Source organism: Acinetobacter sp. NIPH 2100 (genome assembly GCF_000369805.1).
Lineage (GTDB): Bacteria > Pseudomonadota > Gammaproteobacteria > Pseudomonadales > Moraxellaceae > Acinetobacter.
The window spans coordinates 2,592,699-2,610,906 of the sequence record NZ_KB850224.1 but is presented as its reverse complement, the minus strand read 5'-3'; the positions used below and the strand labels follow the sequence as shown (position 1 = coordinate 2,610,906).

At 38.5% G+C, this 18,208-nt stretch carries 11 protein-coding genes, 2 tRNA genes and 2 pseudogenes; 10 read left to right on the top strand and 5 right to left on the bottom strand.

Annotated features, from left to right (window positions below):
- The first annotated feature begins 3 nt into the window (after positions 1-3).
- The 4 genes from F887_RS05885 to F887_RS05900 all read left to right on the top strand — a co-directional run bounded on the left by F887_RS05885 (position 4) and on the right by F887_RS05900 (position 2,550).
- Positions 4-88 (top strand) — tRNA-Leu (locus F887_RS05885).
- Between the two features lie 67 nt (positions 89-155).
- A tRNA-Trp gene (locus F887_RS05890) sits at positions 156-229 on the top strand.
- A gap of 229 nt (positions 230-458) precedes the next feature.
- Positions 459-1,421 carry an oxygenase MpaB family protein gene (locus tag F887_RS05895; RefSeq protein WP_005295541.1) on the top strand — a complete coding sequence of 321 codons (963 nt, stop codon included), beginning with the start codon at positions 459-461 and terminating at the stop codon, positions 1,419-1,421.
- An 88-nt stretch (positions 1,422-1,509) separates the two neighbouring features.
- Positions 1,510-2,550 (top strand): helix-turn-helix domain-containing protein, encoded by a 1,041-nt coding sequence (locus tag F887_RS05900; RefSeq protein ID WP_005295538.1) that lies wholly within the window; start codon positions 1,510-1,512, stop codon positions 2,548-2,550.
- A 22-nt stretch (positions 2,551-2,572) separates the two neighbouring features.
- Here the strand turns inward: F887_RS05900 and F887_RS05905 are convergent, their stop codons facing one another.
- Entirely contained in the window at positions 2,573-3,634 is a 1,062-nt protein-coding gene (locus F887_RS05905; protein WP_005295536.1) for a hypothetical protein, read from the bottom strand.
- A gap of 632 nt (positions 3,635-4,266) precedes the next feature.
- Here F887_RS05905 and astA point away from each other — a divergent pair.
- The 6 genes and pseudogenes from astA (at position 4,267) to F887_RS0118020 (ending at position 14,269) form a co-directional block, all read left to right on the top strand.
- Positions 4,267-5,313: an arginine N-succinyltransferase gene (gene astA / locus F887_RS05910; RefSeq protein WP_005295535.1), complete on the top strand. Its 1,047-nt coding sequence runs from the start codon at positions 4,267-4,269 to the stop codon at positions 5,311-5,313.
- A gap of 462 nt (positions 5,314-5,775) precedes the next feature.
- The gene (locus tag F887_RS05915) at positions 5,776-7,227 is read left to right on the top strand and encodes an amino acid permease (RefSeq protein ID WP_005295534.1); all 1,452 of its coding nucleotides are present in this window, start codon (positions 5,776-5,778) and stop codon (positions 7,225-7,227) included.
- Positions 7,228-7,472: 245 nt separating this feature from the next.
- A pseudogene (locus F887_RS18955) lies at positions 7,473-9,978 on the top strand (type VI secretion system Vgr family protein); the annotation flags it as partial.
- A gap of 8 nt (positions 9,979-9,986) precedes the next feature.
- The gene (locus F887_RS18950; protein WP_228129842.1) at positions 9,987-12,671 is read left to right on the top strand and encodes an HET-C-related protein; all 2,685 of its coding nucleotides are present in this window, start codon (positions 9,987-9,989) and stop codon (positions 12,669-12,671) included.
- Positions 12,668-13,438, top strand: coding sequence for a DUF7738 domain-containing protein (locus F887_RS05935; RefSeq protein WP_005295528.1), 771 nt, complete (start codon positions 12,668-12,670; stop codon positions 13,436-13,438). The genes F887_RS18950 and F887_RS05935 overlap by 4 nt, the downstream gene beginning before the upstream one ends.
- Positions 13,439-13,454: 16 nt before the next feature.
- A pseudogene (locus F887_RS0118020) lies at positions 13,455-14,269 on the top strand (hypothetical protein).
- A gap of 64 nt (positions 14,270-14,333) precedes the next feature.
- On the opposite strand, the gene purB reads toward F887_RS0118020, so the two are convergent.
- Genes purB through F887_RS05955 form a run of 4 tightly spaced genes read right to left on the bottom strand, consistent with a single transcriptional unit; the run spans position 14,334 to position 18,153 of the window.
- Entirely contained in the window at positions 14,334-15,722 is a 1,389-nt protein-coding gene (purB, locus tag F887_RS05940) for an adenylosuccinate lyase (RefSeq protein ID WP_005295519.1), read from the bottom strand.
- Between the two features lie 54 nt (positions 15,723-15,776).
- Positions 15,777-16,508 carry a high frequency lysogenization protein HflD gene (gene hflD, locus F887_RS05945; RefSeq protein ID WP_005295517.1) on the bottom strand — a complete coding sequence of 244 codons (732 nt, stop codon included), beginning with the start codon at positions 16,506-16,508 and terminating at the stop codon, positions 15,777-15,779.
- An 18-nt stretch (positions 16,509-16,526) separates the two neighbouring features.
- Positions 16,527-17,660: a tRNA 2-thiouridine(34) synthase MnmA gene (mnmA, locus tag F887_RS05950; protein ID WP_005295515.1), complete on the bottom strand. Its 1,134-nt coding sequence runs from the start codon at positions 17,658-17,660 to the stop codon at positions 16,527-16,529.
- Positions 17,661-17,664: 4 nt separating this feature from the next.
- Positions 17,665-18,153, bottom strand: a complete 489-nt coding sequence (locus F887_RS05955; protein WP_032862937.1) for an NUDIX hydrolase — start codon at positions 18,151-18,153, stop codon at positions 17,665-17,667.
- Positions 18,154-18,208: the final 55 nt, after the last annotated feature.

Sequence of the window (18,208 nt, the reverse complement as noted above, 5' to 3'; positions counted from 1 at the left end):
ATCGGGGGCGTGGCGAAATTGGTAGACGCACTGGATTTAGGTTCCAGCGCCGCAAGGTGTAAGAGTTCGAGTCTCTTCGCCCCCACCATATTTAAGAAAGTAAGTATTTCTTATTTTCTTATGATTGAGTCAGATATGATTTAATCATGCAGTTTAGAGGATTGGTGTAATGGTAGCATGACGGTCTCCAAAACCGTTCGTCAAGGTTCGAGTCCTTGATCCTCTGCCAAATCAATAAAAAAGCCCTTGTGAAAACAAGGGCTTTTTTATTGTCTAAATATTTCTAAATTATGATTATAAAACTTAAAAATTGATGAAGATGAATAAAAAAAGCATTTAAAGTCAAAACATGAGGATTAGAGTCAATATTAATATCAGACAGTCGGACTATTTTGATGAGAGATTCTTAAGTAAATCAAAGTTTTCTCTCAGTTGAAAATTAGCCCGTAGGTTTAAATATGTCAGACTCCAATATACATTTCCAATTAGATGTAGAGCCAAACTCAACAAAAGATTTTGGTTTATTCGGCCCTGATTCAATCACATGGAAGGTCTGGTCTCATCCTGCAGCTTTTGTTGGACTTACTCGATCTTTTTATATTGAAGTCTTGGGGAGTATGGATGCAGCGGCTGCTTTAGCCGATCGAGCAACTTATAAGTCTGATCCTGTTGGACGATTAAGCCGTACAATGTCGTATTTTCTTACGGTCATTTTTGGGGATACGGAGACTGTAAAGAAAGCCAATAATAGGTTGTTCAAACTACATTCTCATATCAAAGGTAATGTGCCATTAACAGGGAAACACTATAGTGCACATGACCCGCTTCTCGTTGTCGGGACGCATCTTATAACTTGGCATTCAGTCTACTATGCTTATGAGAAATTAGTTGGGAAACTGCCGATTGAAGAAGAGCAGCAGTACTTTAAAGAAAGTATTCGATATCTTGAATGTCTAAAAGAGGTCTATCCAGATCTAAGTATCGCGTCTGTAAAAGAAAGTGCGTTGCAGCATGGTTACGATATTAAAAGTCTTAAAGAGATAGAAAAGCTTCCTGATACGCGTGAAGAGTTTAGACGCTATATAAGATTAACCAATTCTAAAGCTGTAATTACGCAACAGACCCGTGACATCATCAATACTTTATTAGATCCTTCTTCTGTAGAGACGGATGATCAGCTTATGAACTTAATACTAAAGTTTTATCCTGTATTGAAGGTTATCGTGGTGACTTTAACCCCCAAAGAAATCTGCAATTTAGCAGGTTTACCTCGATCTCAGAGAAAAGATAAATTTGCAATATTATTGGGTAAGCTATTTGTGAGAGCTGTCTCGATAGAGATGATTAAGGAGCTGTTTGAAAGCAGAATTGGAACGAACGGATATGCGCTAATGAATAATGCAATGATTGCAAAATCATGAGGCTAAGCGTGGTCTGATAGTGACTATTATGAAGGGTGGTCAGCCAGCAACTTGTGCTATAGTTTTAAGAAAATATTCTGCCTAAGTTATGTATAAAAATCCGACTGTAAATGGTTCTATTGCTGGGATGTTTCTTGAATTTATCTCAGAAAATCATCTCGATATACCTTTGGGAAAAACGTATCTTGAGAATTGGAAAATTGACGGCAGAGTCTCAGTTCTAGAGCTTGGGTTATGTTTGCGATTGGTACAGGAAAAATGTCCTGAATCTGGGCTTGGAATGAAAATCGCTCAATATTTTCAACCTGTATATTCAGGCTTATTGGGTTATTTGATATTACCATGTCAGAACTTTAATGATGCAATCATGCAATTTAAAAAATACTATGCATTGATGTGGGATGGTTTTTCAGTTGATATTACAGAGGAGGATGAATCGGTTACTGTAAGTTGGAATGTACCTTCATTAGAAATATATAAAAATCATACTGGGCTTTTAGAAATTATCAGAATAGGTTATGAGCTAGGAATAAGTTGTTTTATTAAGATGTTACAGCAGCTCACGAATGAATATAGCCTTTTACAACCTACCTTAATTAAACTGCCAGGAAATCACCCTCAAAATACAAGCATTTATCATGATTTTTTTCAGTGCCCAATTCTTTTTAATGCTAATTGTGGTGCTGTGAGTTTTAATGCGGCCATACTAAAATTTCCCATAAATTTAAATAATACTTACTTTTTGGAGCTGCTCGATAGACAAGCAGAAGCATATCTAAAATCAATAAATCTTGAACAGAAAAATATTCATACAGATTTTGTTCTTAAATTTCAGAAGGTCCTCGGTCATGGGATTGAGGCAGGCAATCCGACGCTTGAATATGTGGCAAAAGAGTTAGCAATGTCTAAATCAACCTTGCATAAAAGGCTATTAGATCAAGATTTAAATTTTCAAACTCTTTTGGATAAGGTGCGATTAGAGCTGGCTAAAATGTATATGGCTGATCAATTACTTTCTTTGGCGGAAATTTCAAATTTATTAGCTTTTTCTGAACAAAGTGCTTTTAACCGTTTCTTTAAAAGAGTCACTGGACTGAGTCCTAACAAATATAGAAAGTCTTTTCTTTAGCTGATGGAGCGAAAGTTAATCACTAACAGAACTTTAATGACCCATAGCAGTTTTGTGCAGGCTTCTGACCTAAATCCAATGGGTTAATATAAATAGGTTGATTAAACAATATACCTCCAATCACATCTGATGCCGCAACTTCAACTTGTTGTTTAATATCTAAATTACTTATTTGAAGATTAGGGAGGGAGATCCACCAACCAGACTGCGCTTGTGGATTATCAAAGCTTTGAGAACTCAATTTCTGCCAAGTGATTGGCATCGATTGTAAGGATAAATAGAAGTCACTGGTTGGAATATTTCCATCCTTATCTTTTGCAAGCAATAATCTATGAACCGTACTCAATGGCTGGTTTAAGACATTAATATTATTTAAGGTTAACCCAATTGGAAAACCTACTACAGATGTTGTGGTGGCTTGTAATCCAGTCAGATCTATGGTCTTTGCCCGATTCACGCTTATAGACGTGTTATAGGGTGCTAGAGTTCCTGTGAAAGGTAAACAGACTAGAAGTCTGACACATCCATTACTAAGCTTTGAGTCGGTCACGCTTATATTTAAATCCCCAGTGATTGTTCCTATCCCGGTATCATCCAAGATATTTTCAGAATCAGGATTTGAACCAAGAGAAAGCAACCCTAATACCGATTCTGCACCAAAGCGTAGGCCGACTATTTCTCTTAATGCAGCAGAGTTAGGATGCTTTATGGCGAACTCAAAAAAAGGATTTTTAATTTTAGCGTCTGTACTGGCAAAGTTATTGTCAATTGGATTTGCACCCGTCAGACTTACATTGGAGAGATCTATATCACATCCAGCTCCCTTTACTCCGCCACAACCAAGTTGCAAACTTTTTATGTTTAGATTGCTTTCCATTTCGACTTGCATTGCTAATCGATAAAAACCAATATTTTGATTTGGGTTCCCATTGGAGTCAGGGGCAATATTTTGAATACTAAAAAGTGCCTGACCTGTTTCTTCGGACAGCTCTTTATCCGTCATTGAATCCATTGCATTGGTGTGGTTTAAGCTGACTGTAAAGAAAAAAGCCAAAATGGTCTTCTGACGTATTTTAGTAAACATAAGGTTGTTCTTTATGGAAAATAATATCTTTCTAAAATATGGAGTTATTTATAAGAATGATTGATTTAAAACTTTGTTTTTTGATAATTTATGCATTTTTTGGCACAAGAGCTGAAGACTTTAAATCTAGCTAAATAAGGCTAAATCGTGAAATAGGGCTATTTTGTCCGCAGTTTTAATTATTGATCTAATAACAAGAATTATGAATTTTTCTGATTTTATAAATTTGGAGATAGGAAAATGTGCTTACCAAGCTCAAAAAATTCGCTCAATAGTTCTCATATTGTCACTGTCAATCAATAAAATGCTAAAAAACAGTGCATTTTTTGCATAATTTTAAATTTTTTGTGCCAATTAGTTTTTGAATAATAGAGTAATCAACATTGTTGTTGATCATTTTAGCTTACCCAAATTGGGTTTCAGCTTGATGAAAGAAATTACAAAAGACTTAAATAAAGCCAGCTCAGCCATAAATGGATTGTCGCTAGGGAAAATGAATAATTAAGGAATAACAAATGTTTGTAGTGTGTATGGTTCAACATAGAAAAAGTGAGTTAGACAGTCTTACCCAGCAAAGCAATACACGGATTCGATGCCTCATTGATTGTGATTCAAAATAAGGGAGAAGCCATATGATGATCATCCGTTATATTGAACAAAAAGATATCCATGATTTGTACCAACTGGCGCAAAAAGCGGGTTTTGGCTTAACGTCTTTACAGCCAGATATGGAAATATTGGCTGCGCGTATTGATCGTGCTGTGAAGACCGTTGAAGGTCAATTGGACAAAGCGGAGCAGGGCTATTTATTTGCGTTGGAAGACACTGAAATCAATAAAGTTGTTGGCGTTTGTGGAATTGAAGTCGCACTGGGACTAAAAGAACCTTGGTATAACTTTCATGTGGGCACACAAGTGCATTCCTCGGAACCTTTGAATGTTTATAAGTCTTTGCCAACCCTGTATCTGAGTAATAATCATACCAATTGCAGTGAACTTTGTACTTTATTTTTAGATCCAGATTATCGTTTAAATAAGAATGGAAAGTTTCTCTCCAAAGTTCGGCTACTGTTTCTATCCGCATTTCGTCAATATTTTGAAGAAACCATTGTGGCAGAAATGCGGGGTTTCTCAGACGAGAATGGACATTCACCATTTTGGGATGCAGTTGGACATAAATTTTTTGATATGGAGTTTAGTAAAGCGGATTATTTAAGTGGTACTGGCAAGAAAGCCTTTATTGCAGAACTGATGCCCCGACATCCACTTTATGTCGATATGTTGCCAGACGATGCCAAAGCCGTAATTGGTGTTGTACATCCGAATACGGTGCCTGCCTACAATCTTTTAATTGAAGAGGGGCTGCGCTATAAGAATTATGTCGATATCTTTGATGGCGGAGCTACCTTGCAGGCTGATATCGAAAACCTGCGAGCAATCAAGGACAGTCATGTTGTCAGTGTAAAAGTTGAGTCGGCTGAACAGATCACTTTAGATGATGAGCCTTATATTGTTGCCAATGATGACTATGCAAATTATCGAGCCATCTTGGTTTACAGCCAGCCCGATCAGCATGTGGTGAAGTTGACTCAAGCACAAGCTCATCGATTACACCTGAAGGATGGTGAATCAGCCCGAATACTGAATATCAATATTCAAGGCAATAAAAAGAATAAATAAATGCTTTATAGCTATTTAAGCAATATTCGGTAAATCAAGCTTATGGGGTTCATATGGTATTTTAATCGAAGTATGAACCCGCTTGGAGTTAAAAATACGGATGCCGTTACAATATAAAATAATGATTGCTTAAAATATAAACTTATTTGAGGGTGCTATTAGATCACTCACTGGCGATTAATTGTACGTATATATCGAGTATTATACTCAACAGAGAAAAGAATAGGATATGATTCCTACGCCTAAAATAATGTTAATGAATAGTTAGGGAAAAATAATGTGTCTTAGGAGGGCTTAGATAAAAAGTGGATTGAGTATATTGATGAACGAGATAGTTTGGATAACAAATTAATTTGATAATAATTTTATGTAACAAATGGATTTCTATATTAAAGGCAGTTTGAAAATATTTATTTTTATTAAGCATTGATAACGGTTGTTGTAAACTGGAGTAAGGATTACATGAGTCAGAATAAAGGAACGCAAACTCTGGATGAAGATTTGCAGGAAAGTCCTCAAGATGAAGAAAAATTACAACGCTCTTTGACCAATCGTCATATCCAAATGATTGCGATTGGTGGTGCAATTGGTACAGGGCTCTTTATGGGTTCTGGTAAAACCTTAAGTATTTCAGGTACCTCAATTGTTTTAACTTATTTAATTATTGGTTTTTTCTTTTTCTTTGTCATGCGAGCAATGGGCGAGTTGCTGCTGGCGAATACCAATTTTAAAACCTTTGCCGATTTTGCAACAGCTTATATTGGCCCTTGGGCTGGTTTTTTTCTCGGCTGGTCATATTGGTGTAACTGGATTATTACCGCAATTGCAGATGTGATTGTCATTGGGGGCTATATGCAATTTTGGTATCCCGATATTCCAGTCTGGATCCCAGCATTTACGTCTCTTGCTATTTTGACCATCCTGAATTTTGTTGCGGTTCGAATGTTTGGAGAGCTCGAATTCTGGTTTTCTTTGATTAAAATTTCTGCCATTATTTTATTTATTCTGGCTGGGATTTATTTAATTAGTACAGGCTTTACCTCTCCTAGTGGCGTCAAAGCATCTATGAGCCATGTATTTGAAACGCAGTCTATGTTTCCATATGGTATTACAGGATTTTTGGCGGGTTTCCAGATCGCTATTTTTGCTTTTGTTGGGATAGAGTTAGTGGGAACAACAGCAGCTGAAACCAAAGATCCACATAAATCACTGCCTAAAGCCATTAATTCAATTCCATTGCGGATTCTACTGTTTTATGTGGGCGCATTGATTTGCATCATTGCAGTAACCTCTTGGGCAAAAATTTCGCCAGAAAAAAGCCCCTTTGTTGAGATGTTTACTTTAATTGGTTTACCGATTGCTGCTGGACTGGTGAATTTTGTTGTCGCAACGTCTGCATTATCTTCTGCAAATAGTGGCATCTTCGCGACTAGTCGTATGCTATACGGTTTGGCATTGGATAATGATGCACCCAAAAGCTTTAGTAAATTATCGAAAAAGAAAGTGCCAATTCGAGGTCTGATTTTCTCCATGACCTGCGTCACCATCGGAACCTCTATTTTATTTATTGTGCCGAATGTAATGACGGCTTTTACAATTATTTCAGCACTGACATCTATTTTATGTGTTTTTACTTTTATGCTGATTATTCTTTCCTATATTGGCTATCGTAAAAAATTTCCAGAGTTGCATCAACAGTCTAAGTTTAAAATGCCAGGTGGATTATTTATGGCTTGGTCAACCATGTTATTCCTAATTTTTACCATCGTTATTTTGGCTTTAGATCATGATACCTTGATTGCATTAGGACTTTCACCAGTTTGGTTCATTGGTTTATTGATTGCGTATCGCTATAAAAAGAAAAAAATGCTGCAACTTGATCTGTTAAAAACCAGTAGGGTGGATTATGTTTAAGCTGAATTGATCAACTGCTACATCCGAACGTATTTTTAAATAAAGCAAAGCTTCGGCTTTGCTTTTTTAGATTATTTTTAGAGTTGGATGATTTGAGTACTGTTTTATATCTATGAATATAACAGTATTATTTAACGCCAAGAAATTTAGGTGACGAAAAATGTCATAAACAGACCATACTGTATAGACAGAAGCGTATTGCTATCGGTAAAATGCCCTAAATTTAAGCAAAAAAATTTATAAAAATGTTGAACAACATCTATCAAGCGTTAGAGAGTCTCTGCCTTACAGCACAAAAACGTGCCATTCATATTCAATTTTCGAATCAAAATTTAAATACCCAAGTTTTCCTGCAACGCATTGATGGTCAGCATCAATTGAATGCAGGTGTTAAAGCAGAACTGATCTGCCTATCAACCAATGCCACCATTCCCTTAAAACAATTCATTGGCAGTCAAGTTGCAATTGATACAGTGACCGATCAAGGTCAATTGACCCGTGTCACAGGCATCATTACTCAAGCCCTACAAGGACAATCCGACGGCAGCTTAACTTTATATAAACTCACGCTCGAAGATCCAACTGCACTGTGGAAACAACGCCGTAACAGCCGCGTGTTTATGAACAAGAGCGTGCGTGATGTAGTGGAAATCATCTTCAAGGAATGGCAGAGCAAAAGTCCCTTATTTGCTTCCAGTCTCACTTTAGATTTAAGTGGTCTTAGTCAAGACTACGATGTCCGTCCCTTTATCATGCAATCCAATGAAAGCGATTATGACTTTCTCACCCGCTTGATGAGAAGTGAAGGGATTAACTGGCTGATTGATGAAGCTGAACGAACCGTTGCTCTTAGTAGTGCAGCCATCCAAGCACAAAAACTACGGTTGATTGATGACAATAGCCAATACCAAGCCTTAGACCGTCGACAGATTCGTTACCACCGCAGCAGTGCCACTGAACAATACGACAGCATGACCAGCTTGATTGGACAACGTTCATTGCAACCCAGCAGTGTCCATGTACAACGCTGGCAAGCCGAGGCACTGGAACAAGAAGAAGGTGCAGGTAGTGTGCAAAGTACGCATCAACACAGTGAACAACACGACAATGCCAGCCTGGGCTTGGAACAGGCATGGCATTTTTCACCCGCTTGGATGCAAGACCTGAATGGAGAAGATGGGGCGACCCAGTCAGGCAATGCCCAGATTGAAAAGCTCAATCAAAACCTAGGACAATACTACGACCTACAATCGAAACAGTTTATTGCCCATACCACATACGAGATACCCATGTCGGTTACTGGTTCGAATTGGCAGAGCACCCTGAAATCGATCAGCACGATGGGGCAGACAAAGAATTCCTGATCACAGGTAAAAACTTCTATAACCAAAACAACTTGCCCAAAGATCTGAACCAGCAGATTAATCAACTCTTGGCACAAAGCAATTGGCAGCCCACCCAATACAACAACGCAGAAGAACGCCAAGCCAATCAGTTGACGCTACAACGTCGTAATATCAAAACTGTCCCTGAATATCACCCATTACAACACCGACCTGCAGCATCCCCACAACGTGCCAAAGTGGTTGGCCCAAGTGGCGAAGAAATCCATGTGGATGAATGGGGCCGTATCAAAGTCCGTTTCCTGTTTACTCGCAATGATGATCATAGCCATGATGGTGGTGCAGGCACCAATGACAATGACACTGATTCAGCATGGGTTGATTTGCTCACGCCTTGGGCTGGTGAAGGCTATGGTGCACGCTTCTTACCGCGTATCGATGAAATCGTGGTGATCGACTTCTTTGATGGCAATATTGACCGACCATTTGTGGTGGGACGCATCCATGAAGCCCATCGTAGCCCGACCAAATTCGACAACTCAGGCAAATTACCTGATACCAAGAAATTAGCAGGAATCAAATCTAAAGAGTACCAAGGCGAAGGCTATAACCAACTGCGCTTTGATGACACCACGGGACAGATCAGTGCTCAGTTACAAAGCAGCCACGCTGCCAGCCAACTTAACTTAGGTAAACTCAGCCATCCGAAAGACAAAGCGGAAAGTGAAGATCGTGGTGAAGGGTTTGAGTTGAGGACAGACCAATGGGGTGCAGTTCGTGCAGGCGAAGGATTACTACTTTCCACGCACAAACAAGATCAGGCCCAAGGCGAACACCTCGATGCACAAGTTGCCAAGCAACAGCTTGAGAGTAACCAAAGCAATGCCAAAGCTTTAAGTGAAGTTGCCAAGAATCAGCAAACAGATGAAGTTGAATCTTTAGCACAGTTAAAGGCATTTTTTGAGTCCATCGAATCTGATATTGCCAAATTCAATAAAGCTGTACTTCTACTCAATTCTCCAGAGGGTATTGGTCTGAGTACTAATGAAGATATTCATTTATCTGCGGATGGACAGATCAATCAGTTTGCAGGTGACAGTATTAATCTGAGTACGCAAAAGAATCTGATTACACATGCTCAAAACCGAATCAGTGTGTTTGCTGCACAGAATGGCATTAAGCAAGTGGCTGCCAAAGGTAAGTTTGAAATGCATGCTCAGGGGGGATGGAATGGATTTACTTGCCAAGCAAGGGATTCAGATTATCTCAACTGAAGATCGTATTGAGATTACCAGTCCGAAAGAGATTGTGATTATCGCAGGCGGTTCTCAAATCAAGCTGAATGGTTCAGGTATTTTCCCTGTGACAGGGGGCAAGTTTGAGGTGAAGGCAGGGCAGCATTTTCTTACCTCTGGAATGAAAGTCAGCCCAGTCCTGCCTTTGTTGCCAATTATAAGCTTGCCTGAAAAAGAACCACTACCGACTTTAAAAAGTACTTATGCGCACGAGCAGCTCGTTTTTATTGCAAGAACATTTTCTGATGAGAGTTTTGTCAGTTTAGTGGCTCCAATTTTTGGCTTTGATATACCTGACAGCATCTACCTAAAATTAAAAGAAGATATAGAAAAAGGTAGTATTGTCCCACCAGAGCATATTGTTGCTGCAAAGAATATCAATGGACGTGCAGCTGGATTTAATCATGTTGATAAGAAAATATATTTAGCAGCAGATACAGTTACATCGGCAATTGAAAATGATAGTAATTTAGATAGGCTATATATTGTACTTTTACATGAATATGGTCATTTTATTGATGATTTAATCAGAAAATGTGGCAAATATTCAACAGAAAATAGTTATAACCTCTATGTAATTAATAAAGGGAATACATTAGATGGTATTGCTGAGGCATTTGGGACTACAGTAGATGAGCTTTGTTCTCTGAATGAAATTGCTGATCCTAATGTGATCTATATCGGTGATGTTTTAAAGATTCCAACTAAAATTGAATCATTATCTTTGGATGCGCCAAATGACGAAGGTGCTGTCTATGCATACAATTTCGGGCAACTAAGTGAGGGTAAAAATTTAGGTGCTAATATAGAGTTTATTTTTGCCCAAATTACATCTAAAAAATATTCAGGAGATTTAAAGATAACATTCATCTCAGGTAAAAATGCTGCAAAAATGCATGCAGATTTCCAAGCGCAGTTGGATGAAACCGTAGACGCTCAATATGAGTATTTTGGTGCAGGAGAAGGTAAATTTGCCAATGAAACTAGAATGATTTCAAATAGAGGTACATTAGACCCTAAAACTGGTAAATATATAAAGAAAGATGACAATAAAGGCGTACGTGTAGAGCATGGACACCAGTCTATTGAGAAAGAAGCAATTGGTGAAGATAATCCGAGAGGAGCAATTTTTACACCCAATACTGTTAATGGAATCTATGTGGGTAACTGGTTGCGAGATCACTCACAGTTAGTGTGTGGTGCTATTTTAAATATGAAAATTGATGTAGCTGTTGACCGTCGTGGGAAAGTGACATCGATTAAACCAACTCGAAAGTTAATTACAAATATTTTAGCAGTATTGGCTTATGATCATTTTTTTGATGAAAATGTTGCTGAAGATCTTATCAGAACTAATAAAAATGAAAAGAACGATAATATTTCTTCAAAGCTTCGCTCTGCTATGAAGAATATATTAAAAAAAGCTAGTTATGATAAATTAAGTGAAAAGAATCAAAGACGTTATAAAGCATTAGCACTTAAAGCATATTTACCAGAAAGCTCTTTACCCCACCGTTTATATCGTGATTTAGTGGGGAGCAATGGGGTCAATATTTTAGGGGTTTATCGATTTGAAGAGCATATTGATAATCCTTTTGGGGCAGATGTCTATATCGCTACAGATAGAGAACTCAATCCAAAATCAAATGATAAAACCTTTCAAACGAATAGTGATACAAAATCTGCACAATATAATTTAAAAAACTATATTGCGGATAATACGCCAAACAATAAAACTGATTCTGCATTTCCAACGGCTTTAGAGTATATGTTAGAGCAATTAAGCAAAAGCATGGAAAAAAGTAGTAATGCTGATATTCCTTTAAGGCATTTAGGAAATGCTTTTCATGTTTTGGAAGATTTTTTCTCACATAGTAATTTTGTCGAAATTGCATTGATTAAAAATGGTCATGCGAATGTTAGACATTGGGTGCTCAGGAAAAATGACTTTAGTGATTATACAAAGATTCCTTTAGTTACAGGTACTTTTGATTCTTGGGATACTTTTGCGAGTGTTGGTGGGCATATTGGCGAGTTGATAGATCCTGTCAAGAAATGGAGTGAATACGAAGGGATGGTTTCTGGAGAGCGGACACTCGCAGATCTCATTATCCAGGAATTTATATTTGCAATTGATGCACCTTCGAAAGATAAATATTTTACTAATATCTGGTTCAGATATTTAGAGTTGAGAGATGAAGTTAGTAGCTTGTATGAATCTGGTTATGCAGATCTTGCAGTAAAAGCAACAAAAACATTTTTGGACTTTAGGAAACAAACCAACTTAGTACAAGCAGTGATTAAGCCATTATTAAGCTTTTTATTAAAATGGGGTGCAAGTTCAGTCTTTAATCATGCTCATGAGATTGTTTCTGTAAAACAGGGCGTTAATCCAGTTATTCATGGTGATAATCCGAGCCATACTCAGGTTGGAAAAGATGAAAGAGGTAGTTCTTTGCATATGTTAGCGGCTAATTTGGCGATTATCGCGGTAAGAGATGTCGGGATTAAATGGCGCGATTGGTTTAAGCATCCAACAGCAGTCAATCGTCAGGCTGTTCTAGATACAGCTAAAAGTTATTTTAGACACCCTAGTCGATGTAGTTGGATGGATGAAACCGTGAAACAATGGGCTAGAAAAAATAATGATAAAATTAACCAAGCAAGTGATGGCATTGGGCAAAAAGCTTGGGACGGAACTAAACAAGGAATATATAGGGGTGGGAAAGCAGCACAAGGTGCGTATGATGATGCAAGTAAATCAGTGCAACAAGGTTTGGACAAAGTATTCGGCGGTAAGAAATGATGAGTTACTCTAAAAAGATTCTATTAAGTTTTTTACCCATTATTTTATGTATCAGTTGTAGTAATGGCCAGTCAGCAGGGCAGCCAAGCGCTGATACAGAAGGGTTTATCAAGAAATTAAACCAGCAGCATCGGTTTAAGGTTCATGGCTGTGCAATTAATTATAACGGTACAGACCTCTATATGAATTCTACCGTTGAACCTTGGATCAAAGCTCTAGGGAAAAACTATAGAAAAGTGGATAGTACGGATGGAATTAATTTAACCAATTTATATATCTATGATGATATAGGAGTGCGATTGGTTGAGAGAAAAAATGATAAGCAAATTGATAGTTTTCGATTTCGTTTAGAAAGACCAGAGCACGATATAAAGAAAGAAACAGATGCAGAAATAGAAGAAGAGCTGAAGAAACCTGATACAGAACAAGTGAGAAGTATATTTAAAGATGCTATCGATATAGATGGGATACTTGTTGGCGCTTATCCAATGCATGATGAGGTTAGAAATAAATTTCATTCAAAAACACGCGTTAGTTATAACTTAACTATTAGCTGTGAAAATGATCAAAAGGGTAGGCCATTTGGAATTGAGTTAAGTACCAGTTTTAATGATCCCGAAGTGATTGATCATATGTATTTTTATAATTACTTTGATTCTATCAGTGATGAGGAAAAAGCGAGACAGCGTAAAGAGTTCTGTGAAGGCCCTGATCGCGATCATCCTATTTTAGGAGGAGGCTGTGAAGACTATCCTGTGAAAAAGTAAATGTAATATATTGAATATGAATAAATTTAATACTTTTGGAATTCTGTTTATTAGCTTCTTATGTACCAGTTGTAGTAATGGCCAGTCAGCAGGGCAGCCAAGCGCTGATACAGAAGGATTTATCAAGAAACTAAACCAGCAGCATCGGTTTAAGGTTCATGGCTGTGCAATTAATTATAACGGTACAGATCTCTATATGAATTCTACGGTTGAACCTTGGATCAAAGCTCTAGGGAAAAACTATAGAAAAGTGGATAGTACGGATGGAGCTAATTTAACCAATTTATATATCTATGATGATATAGGAGTACGATTGGTTGAGAGAAAAATGATAAGCAAATTGATAGTTTTCGATTTCGTTTAGAAAGACCAGAGCACGATATAAAGAAAGAAACAGATGCAGAAATAGAAGAAGAGCTAAAGAAACCTGATACGGAACAAGTGAGAAGTATATTTAAAGATGCTATCGATATAGATGGCGTACTTGTCGGTGCTTATCCAATGCATGATGAAATTAGAAGTAAATTCCATTCAAAAACACGGGTTAGTTATAATCTTACGGTGGATTGTAATGAAAATCAAAAAGGTGAGTCATTTGGAATCGAGTTAAGTACGAGTTTTAATGATCCTGAAGTAATTGATCATATGTTTTTTAATAATTATTTGGATTCAATGACCGAAGAGCAAAAAAAGGCATTAGGACGTAGAGCTGATGAAAATGGTAGAGAAATTTGTGGTGATTATTTTGATGTAAAAACTATGAAGGTTGTTCCAAGCTATTGTTCAGTAGAAGAATTGGAAGAGGAAAAGAGAACAATTCAACGGAAGTAATATAGGGATCAAAATTACAAATAAAAAGCAGAGCCGAAGCTCTGCTTTTTTGAGTCAATCAGTTTTAGATTTTGCTGATCAAATCATTGATTTGTTTTGCTTGTTCAGCTGCATTACCAGTATAGGTTGCTGGTGTTAACTCAGCTAGACGAGCACGTTCATCAGCTGGAACTTGAGCAAGTTCATCACCATTGACAAAGTTCACCATCATGTCACGGGTCATTGCCTGACCACGAGTAAGTGCTTTTAATTTTTCGTATGGTTTTTCAACATTATAGCGACGCATAACCGTTTGGATTGGCTCTGCAAGAACTTCCTGTGCTTGGTTTAAATCTTCATTTAAACGAGCAGCATTCAATTCAAGTTTACCAACACCTTTTAAGCATGCATCAAATGCAATTAAGCTTTGTGCAAAACCAACACCCATATTACGTAATACAGTTGAGTCAGTGAGGTCACGCTGCCAACGAGAAACTGGAAGTTTTTCACCGAGGTGACCCAATACTGCATTGGCAATACCCAAGTTACCTTCAGAGTTTTCAAAGTCAATCGGGTTTACTTTGTGCGGCATAGTTGAAGAACCAACTTCACCATCTTTTAACTTTTGTTTGAAATAACCCAGCGAGATATAACCCCAAACGTCACGGTTAAAGTCGATCAAAATGGTGTTGTAACGACGCAATGCATCAAACAATTCAGCCATATAGTCATGTGGCTCGATTTGCGTGGTGTATGGGTTGAAACTTAAACCTAAAGACTCAACGAAAGCCTGTGCATGTGCAGCCCAGTCAATTTCAGGGTAAGCAGAAAGATGCGCATTGTAGTTACCTACAGCACCATTGATCTTGCCGAGTAATTCTACATTTTCAAATTGCTTGATTTGGCGTGCTAAACGATAAGCAACGTTTGCCATCTCTTTACCCAATGTAGTCGGGCTTGCAGTTTGACCATGTGTACGAGACAACATCGGTTGTTCAGCATGAGTCGTTGCCAAAGCTGAAATCGCATTGAGAAGTTGTTTCATAGTTGAAACTAAAACTTCACGGCCATTTTTCAGCATCAGTGCATGAGACAAGTTATTAATGTCTTCAGAGGTACATGCAAAGTGAATAAATTCGCCCGCATTTTGTAATTCATCAATGTTGGCAATTTTTTCTTTAAGGAAATATTCAACCGCTTTTACATCATGGTTCGTTGTGCGTTCGATCTCTTTAATGCGATTCGCATCTTCTTCTGAGAAATTCGCAACAATCGCATCCAAAGCTGCATTGGTCTCATTTGAAAATGGCGCAACTTCGATGATTTCTGCACGATTTGCAAGTGCTTGTAACCAACGCACTTCAACCGTGACACGAGCGTGGATTAAACCAAACTCAGACAAAAAAGGGCGTAGGGCATCGCATTTGCTAGCGTAACGTCCATCAAGTGGCGAGAGTGCGGTTAAAGCATTCATACAGATTCCTTAATTTTGGAATAAACATAAAAATAAATTCGTTGTAGCATCGGTCTATACCACCTGATACTGCAAACGAGCGAGAGCTTGAATATCTTGCAATAACTTGCGTTTACTAAAGATCATACTCCAAGAGCTGCCACCGAGCTGCTTCCATAAATGTGCCAGCTGTAAGCCTGTAAATAAGCATGCACGAATACGGTTGGTATGATTGATGTCTTTAAAAGCTTCGGCATTGCCACGGACTAAAATACGTGGATTGATCTGTCCTGCGGTTTCAACATAGGTTTGAGCTAAATTGGCAATGATGCTTGGGTGCAAATAATTATTATCGAAAAATGAGAGTTGCTTTAAGATTTTCTGTTGTGCGGTTTCTATAATTTTGACGTATTCAGGATTGCTATAAACTTTCTTTTCTAGTTGCAACAAGGCCATTGCATAGGACATCGGCAGTTTTGCCGTCGACATTTTGGGAACACGGGATTTGGGTGCAGTATTAAAAGGTTGTGTAATACAACCTTCTAAGGTTTTTAATCCCAGTGAAATGTCAGCAAGCTGATTAAAAAAATCTAAGGTCTGAGAGGCATTATTCGCTGTAGGACGAATATTCAGGCTGGCTTTAATCAACAGTTCAAAATAGAAGTTACCACTATCACCAATGCTTTGCTGGCCAGCCATTGCAGTCATATGTGTTAACTGAGTTGCCTGAAAGACCGCAGCCAATGCCAGGGCACGGTTCTGTCTAACATTCAACGCTTGAGTGTGCTGAAAGGGTAACTCGACCATGCTTCGCTTCCAATTTCCTTAAATAAAATCTGGTTCAGGTGCATTGGTATGGTGAATCACACCACCACCTAAGCAGACCTCTCCGGAGTAGAACACCACGCTTTGTCCAGGAGTCACAGCGCGTTGTGGCTCGTCAAACTCAACACGAATTCCATTTTCAGTTTGTTCATCGCGATAGATTGTACACGCTTGATCGGGCTGGCGATAACGGGTTTTTGCTGTGCATCGGAATCCAGTCGATGGAATGTCCTGTTCACCTGCAACCCAATCAACTGATTCGCTCCAAAGCTGCGTACTTTGCATCAATGGATGTTCATGCCCTTGACCAATCACCAAGCGATTATTGGCAATATCTTTATGTAATACGAACCATGCACCTTCTTGTACACCTTTCATACCACCGATACCAATACCGCCGCGTTGACCCAGCGTATAGTACATCAAGCCATGATGTTCACCAACTTCTTTACCTGATTCCAAAACAATTTTTCCAGCTTGTGCAGGTAAATATTGTTTCAGGAAGTCTGTAAAGCGGCGTTCACCAATAAAGCAAATACCAGTGGAGTCTTTTTTCTTGGCAGTTGCCAGATCTAATTCTTCTGCAATGCGACGAACTTCGGGTTTTTCGATTTCACCAACAGGGAACAAGGTCTTGTTGATTTCACGACCATGTACCGCATGTAAGAAATAAGTCTGGTCTTTATTATTATCAACACCACGGAGTAATGGTGCATAGGTTTCGCCACGTGAATTTTGCATGCTTGCACCACGACGGGCATAGTGACCTGTTGCAATAAAGTCTGCACCTAAAGTCATGGCATGGTCGAGAAACGCACGGAATTTAATTTCTTTATTACAGAGAATATCTGGGTTTGGTGTACGACCCGCAGCATATTCAGCTAAGAAATGCTCAAATACGCGATCCCAATATTCCATGGCAAAGTTGGCGGTATGTAGTTTGATGCCAATTTTATCTGCAACGGCCTGAGCATCTGCCAAGTCTTCCAATGCTGTGCAGTAATCCGTACCATCATCTTCTTCCCAATTTTTCATGAAAAGGCCTTCAACTTGATATCCTTGTTGAAGTAACAGTGCGGCAGAAACAGAAGAATCTACACCACCAGACATACCGACGATGACACGTTGTTGCATCTAATTAAGCATCCAAATGAGAAGTAAGTGAGGGAGAGAAAGGGTGCTCATAAATAAGCGATAAAGGATATTTTTTGCCAGCATGGGCATCTTCAACAGCTTTTAAAACCAATGGACTACGCGCTCGTGCGGATTGTTGCAATTCATCCAGATTCATCCAAACTGCAGCCACGATACCTGTATCCAATTGCGCATTTTCCTCAACGGCTGTGACATGTGCAAGAAAGCAAAAACGGTAATAAGTGCGGTCAGGAAACATCGGTGGTGTATAGGTGTAGATACCGAGTAGATGATCAATTTCGATGTGATGACCTGTTTCTTCTAAAGTCTCACGGATGGCTGCTTGAATAATGGTTTCACCACATTCTACATGTCCCGCAGGTTGATTAAACACGGTATGTACAAAGCCTTCGCTGTGTTCTTCAACAAACAGAAAACGTCCGTCTTTTTCGACAACAGTGGCGACTGTGACATGAGGTGTCCAAGCGGTCATAGAAAGCACCATGGTTTTAAAAAACGTATTCTACAAAATTTGAGAGTTTTTGGCT

Bases quoted from the DNA above. Each gene is read 5' to 3' on its own strand.
- F887_RS05905 (WP_005295536.1), bottom strand. From the start codon at position 3,634: ATGTTTACTAAAATACGTCAGAAGACCATTTTGGCTTTTTTCTTTACA.
- F887_RS05935 (WP_005295528.1), top strand. From the start codon at position 12,668: ATGATGAGTTACTCTAAAAAGATTCTATTAAGTTTTTTACCCATTATT.
- F887_RS05915 (WP_005295534.1), top strand. From the start codon at position 5,776: ATGAGTCAGAATAAAGGAACGCAAACTCTGGATGAAGATTTGCAGGAA.
- F887_RS05895 (WP_005295541.1), top strand. From the start codon at position 459: ATGTCAGACTCCAATATACATTTCCAATTAGATGTAGAGCCAAACTCA.
- hflD (WP_005295517.1), bottom strand. From the start codon at position 16,508: ATGGTCGAGTTACCCTTTCAGCACACTCAAGCGTTGAATGTTAGACAG.
- mnmA (WP_005295515.1), bottom strand. From the start codon at position 17,660: ATGCAACAACGTGTCATCGTCGGTATGTCTGGTGGTGTAGATTCTTCT.
- astA (WP_005295535.1), top strand. From the start codon at position 4,267: ATGATGATCATCCGTTATATTGAACAAAAAGATATCCATGATTTGTAC.
- purB (WP_005295519.1), bottom strand. From the start codon at position 15,722: ATGAATGCTTTAACCGCACTCTCGCCACTTGATGGACGTTACGCTAGC.
- F887_RS05955 (WP_032862937.1), bottom strand. From the start codon at position 18,153: ATGACCGCTTGGACACCTCATGTCACAGTCGCCACTGTTGTCGAAAAA.
- F887_RS18950 (WP_228129842.1), top strand. From the start codon at position 9,987: ATGAAAGTCAGCCCAGTCCTGCCTTTGTTGCCAATTATAAGCTTGCCT.
- F887_RS05900 (WP_005295538.1), top strand. From the start codon at position 1,510: ATGTATAAAAATCCGACTGTAAATGGTTCTATTGCTGGGATGTTTCTT.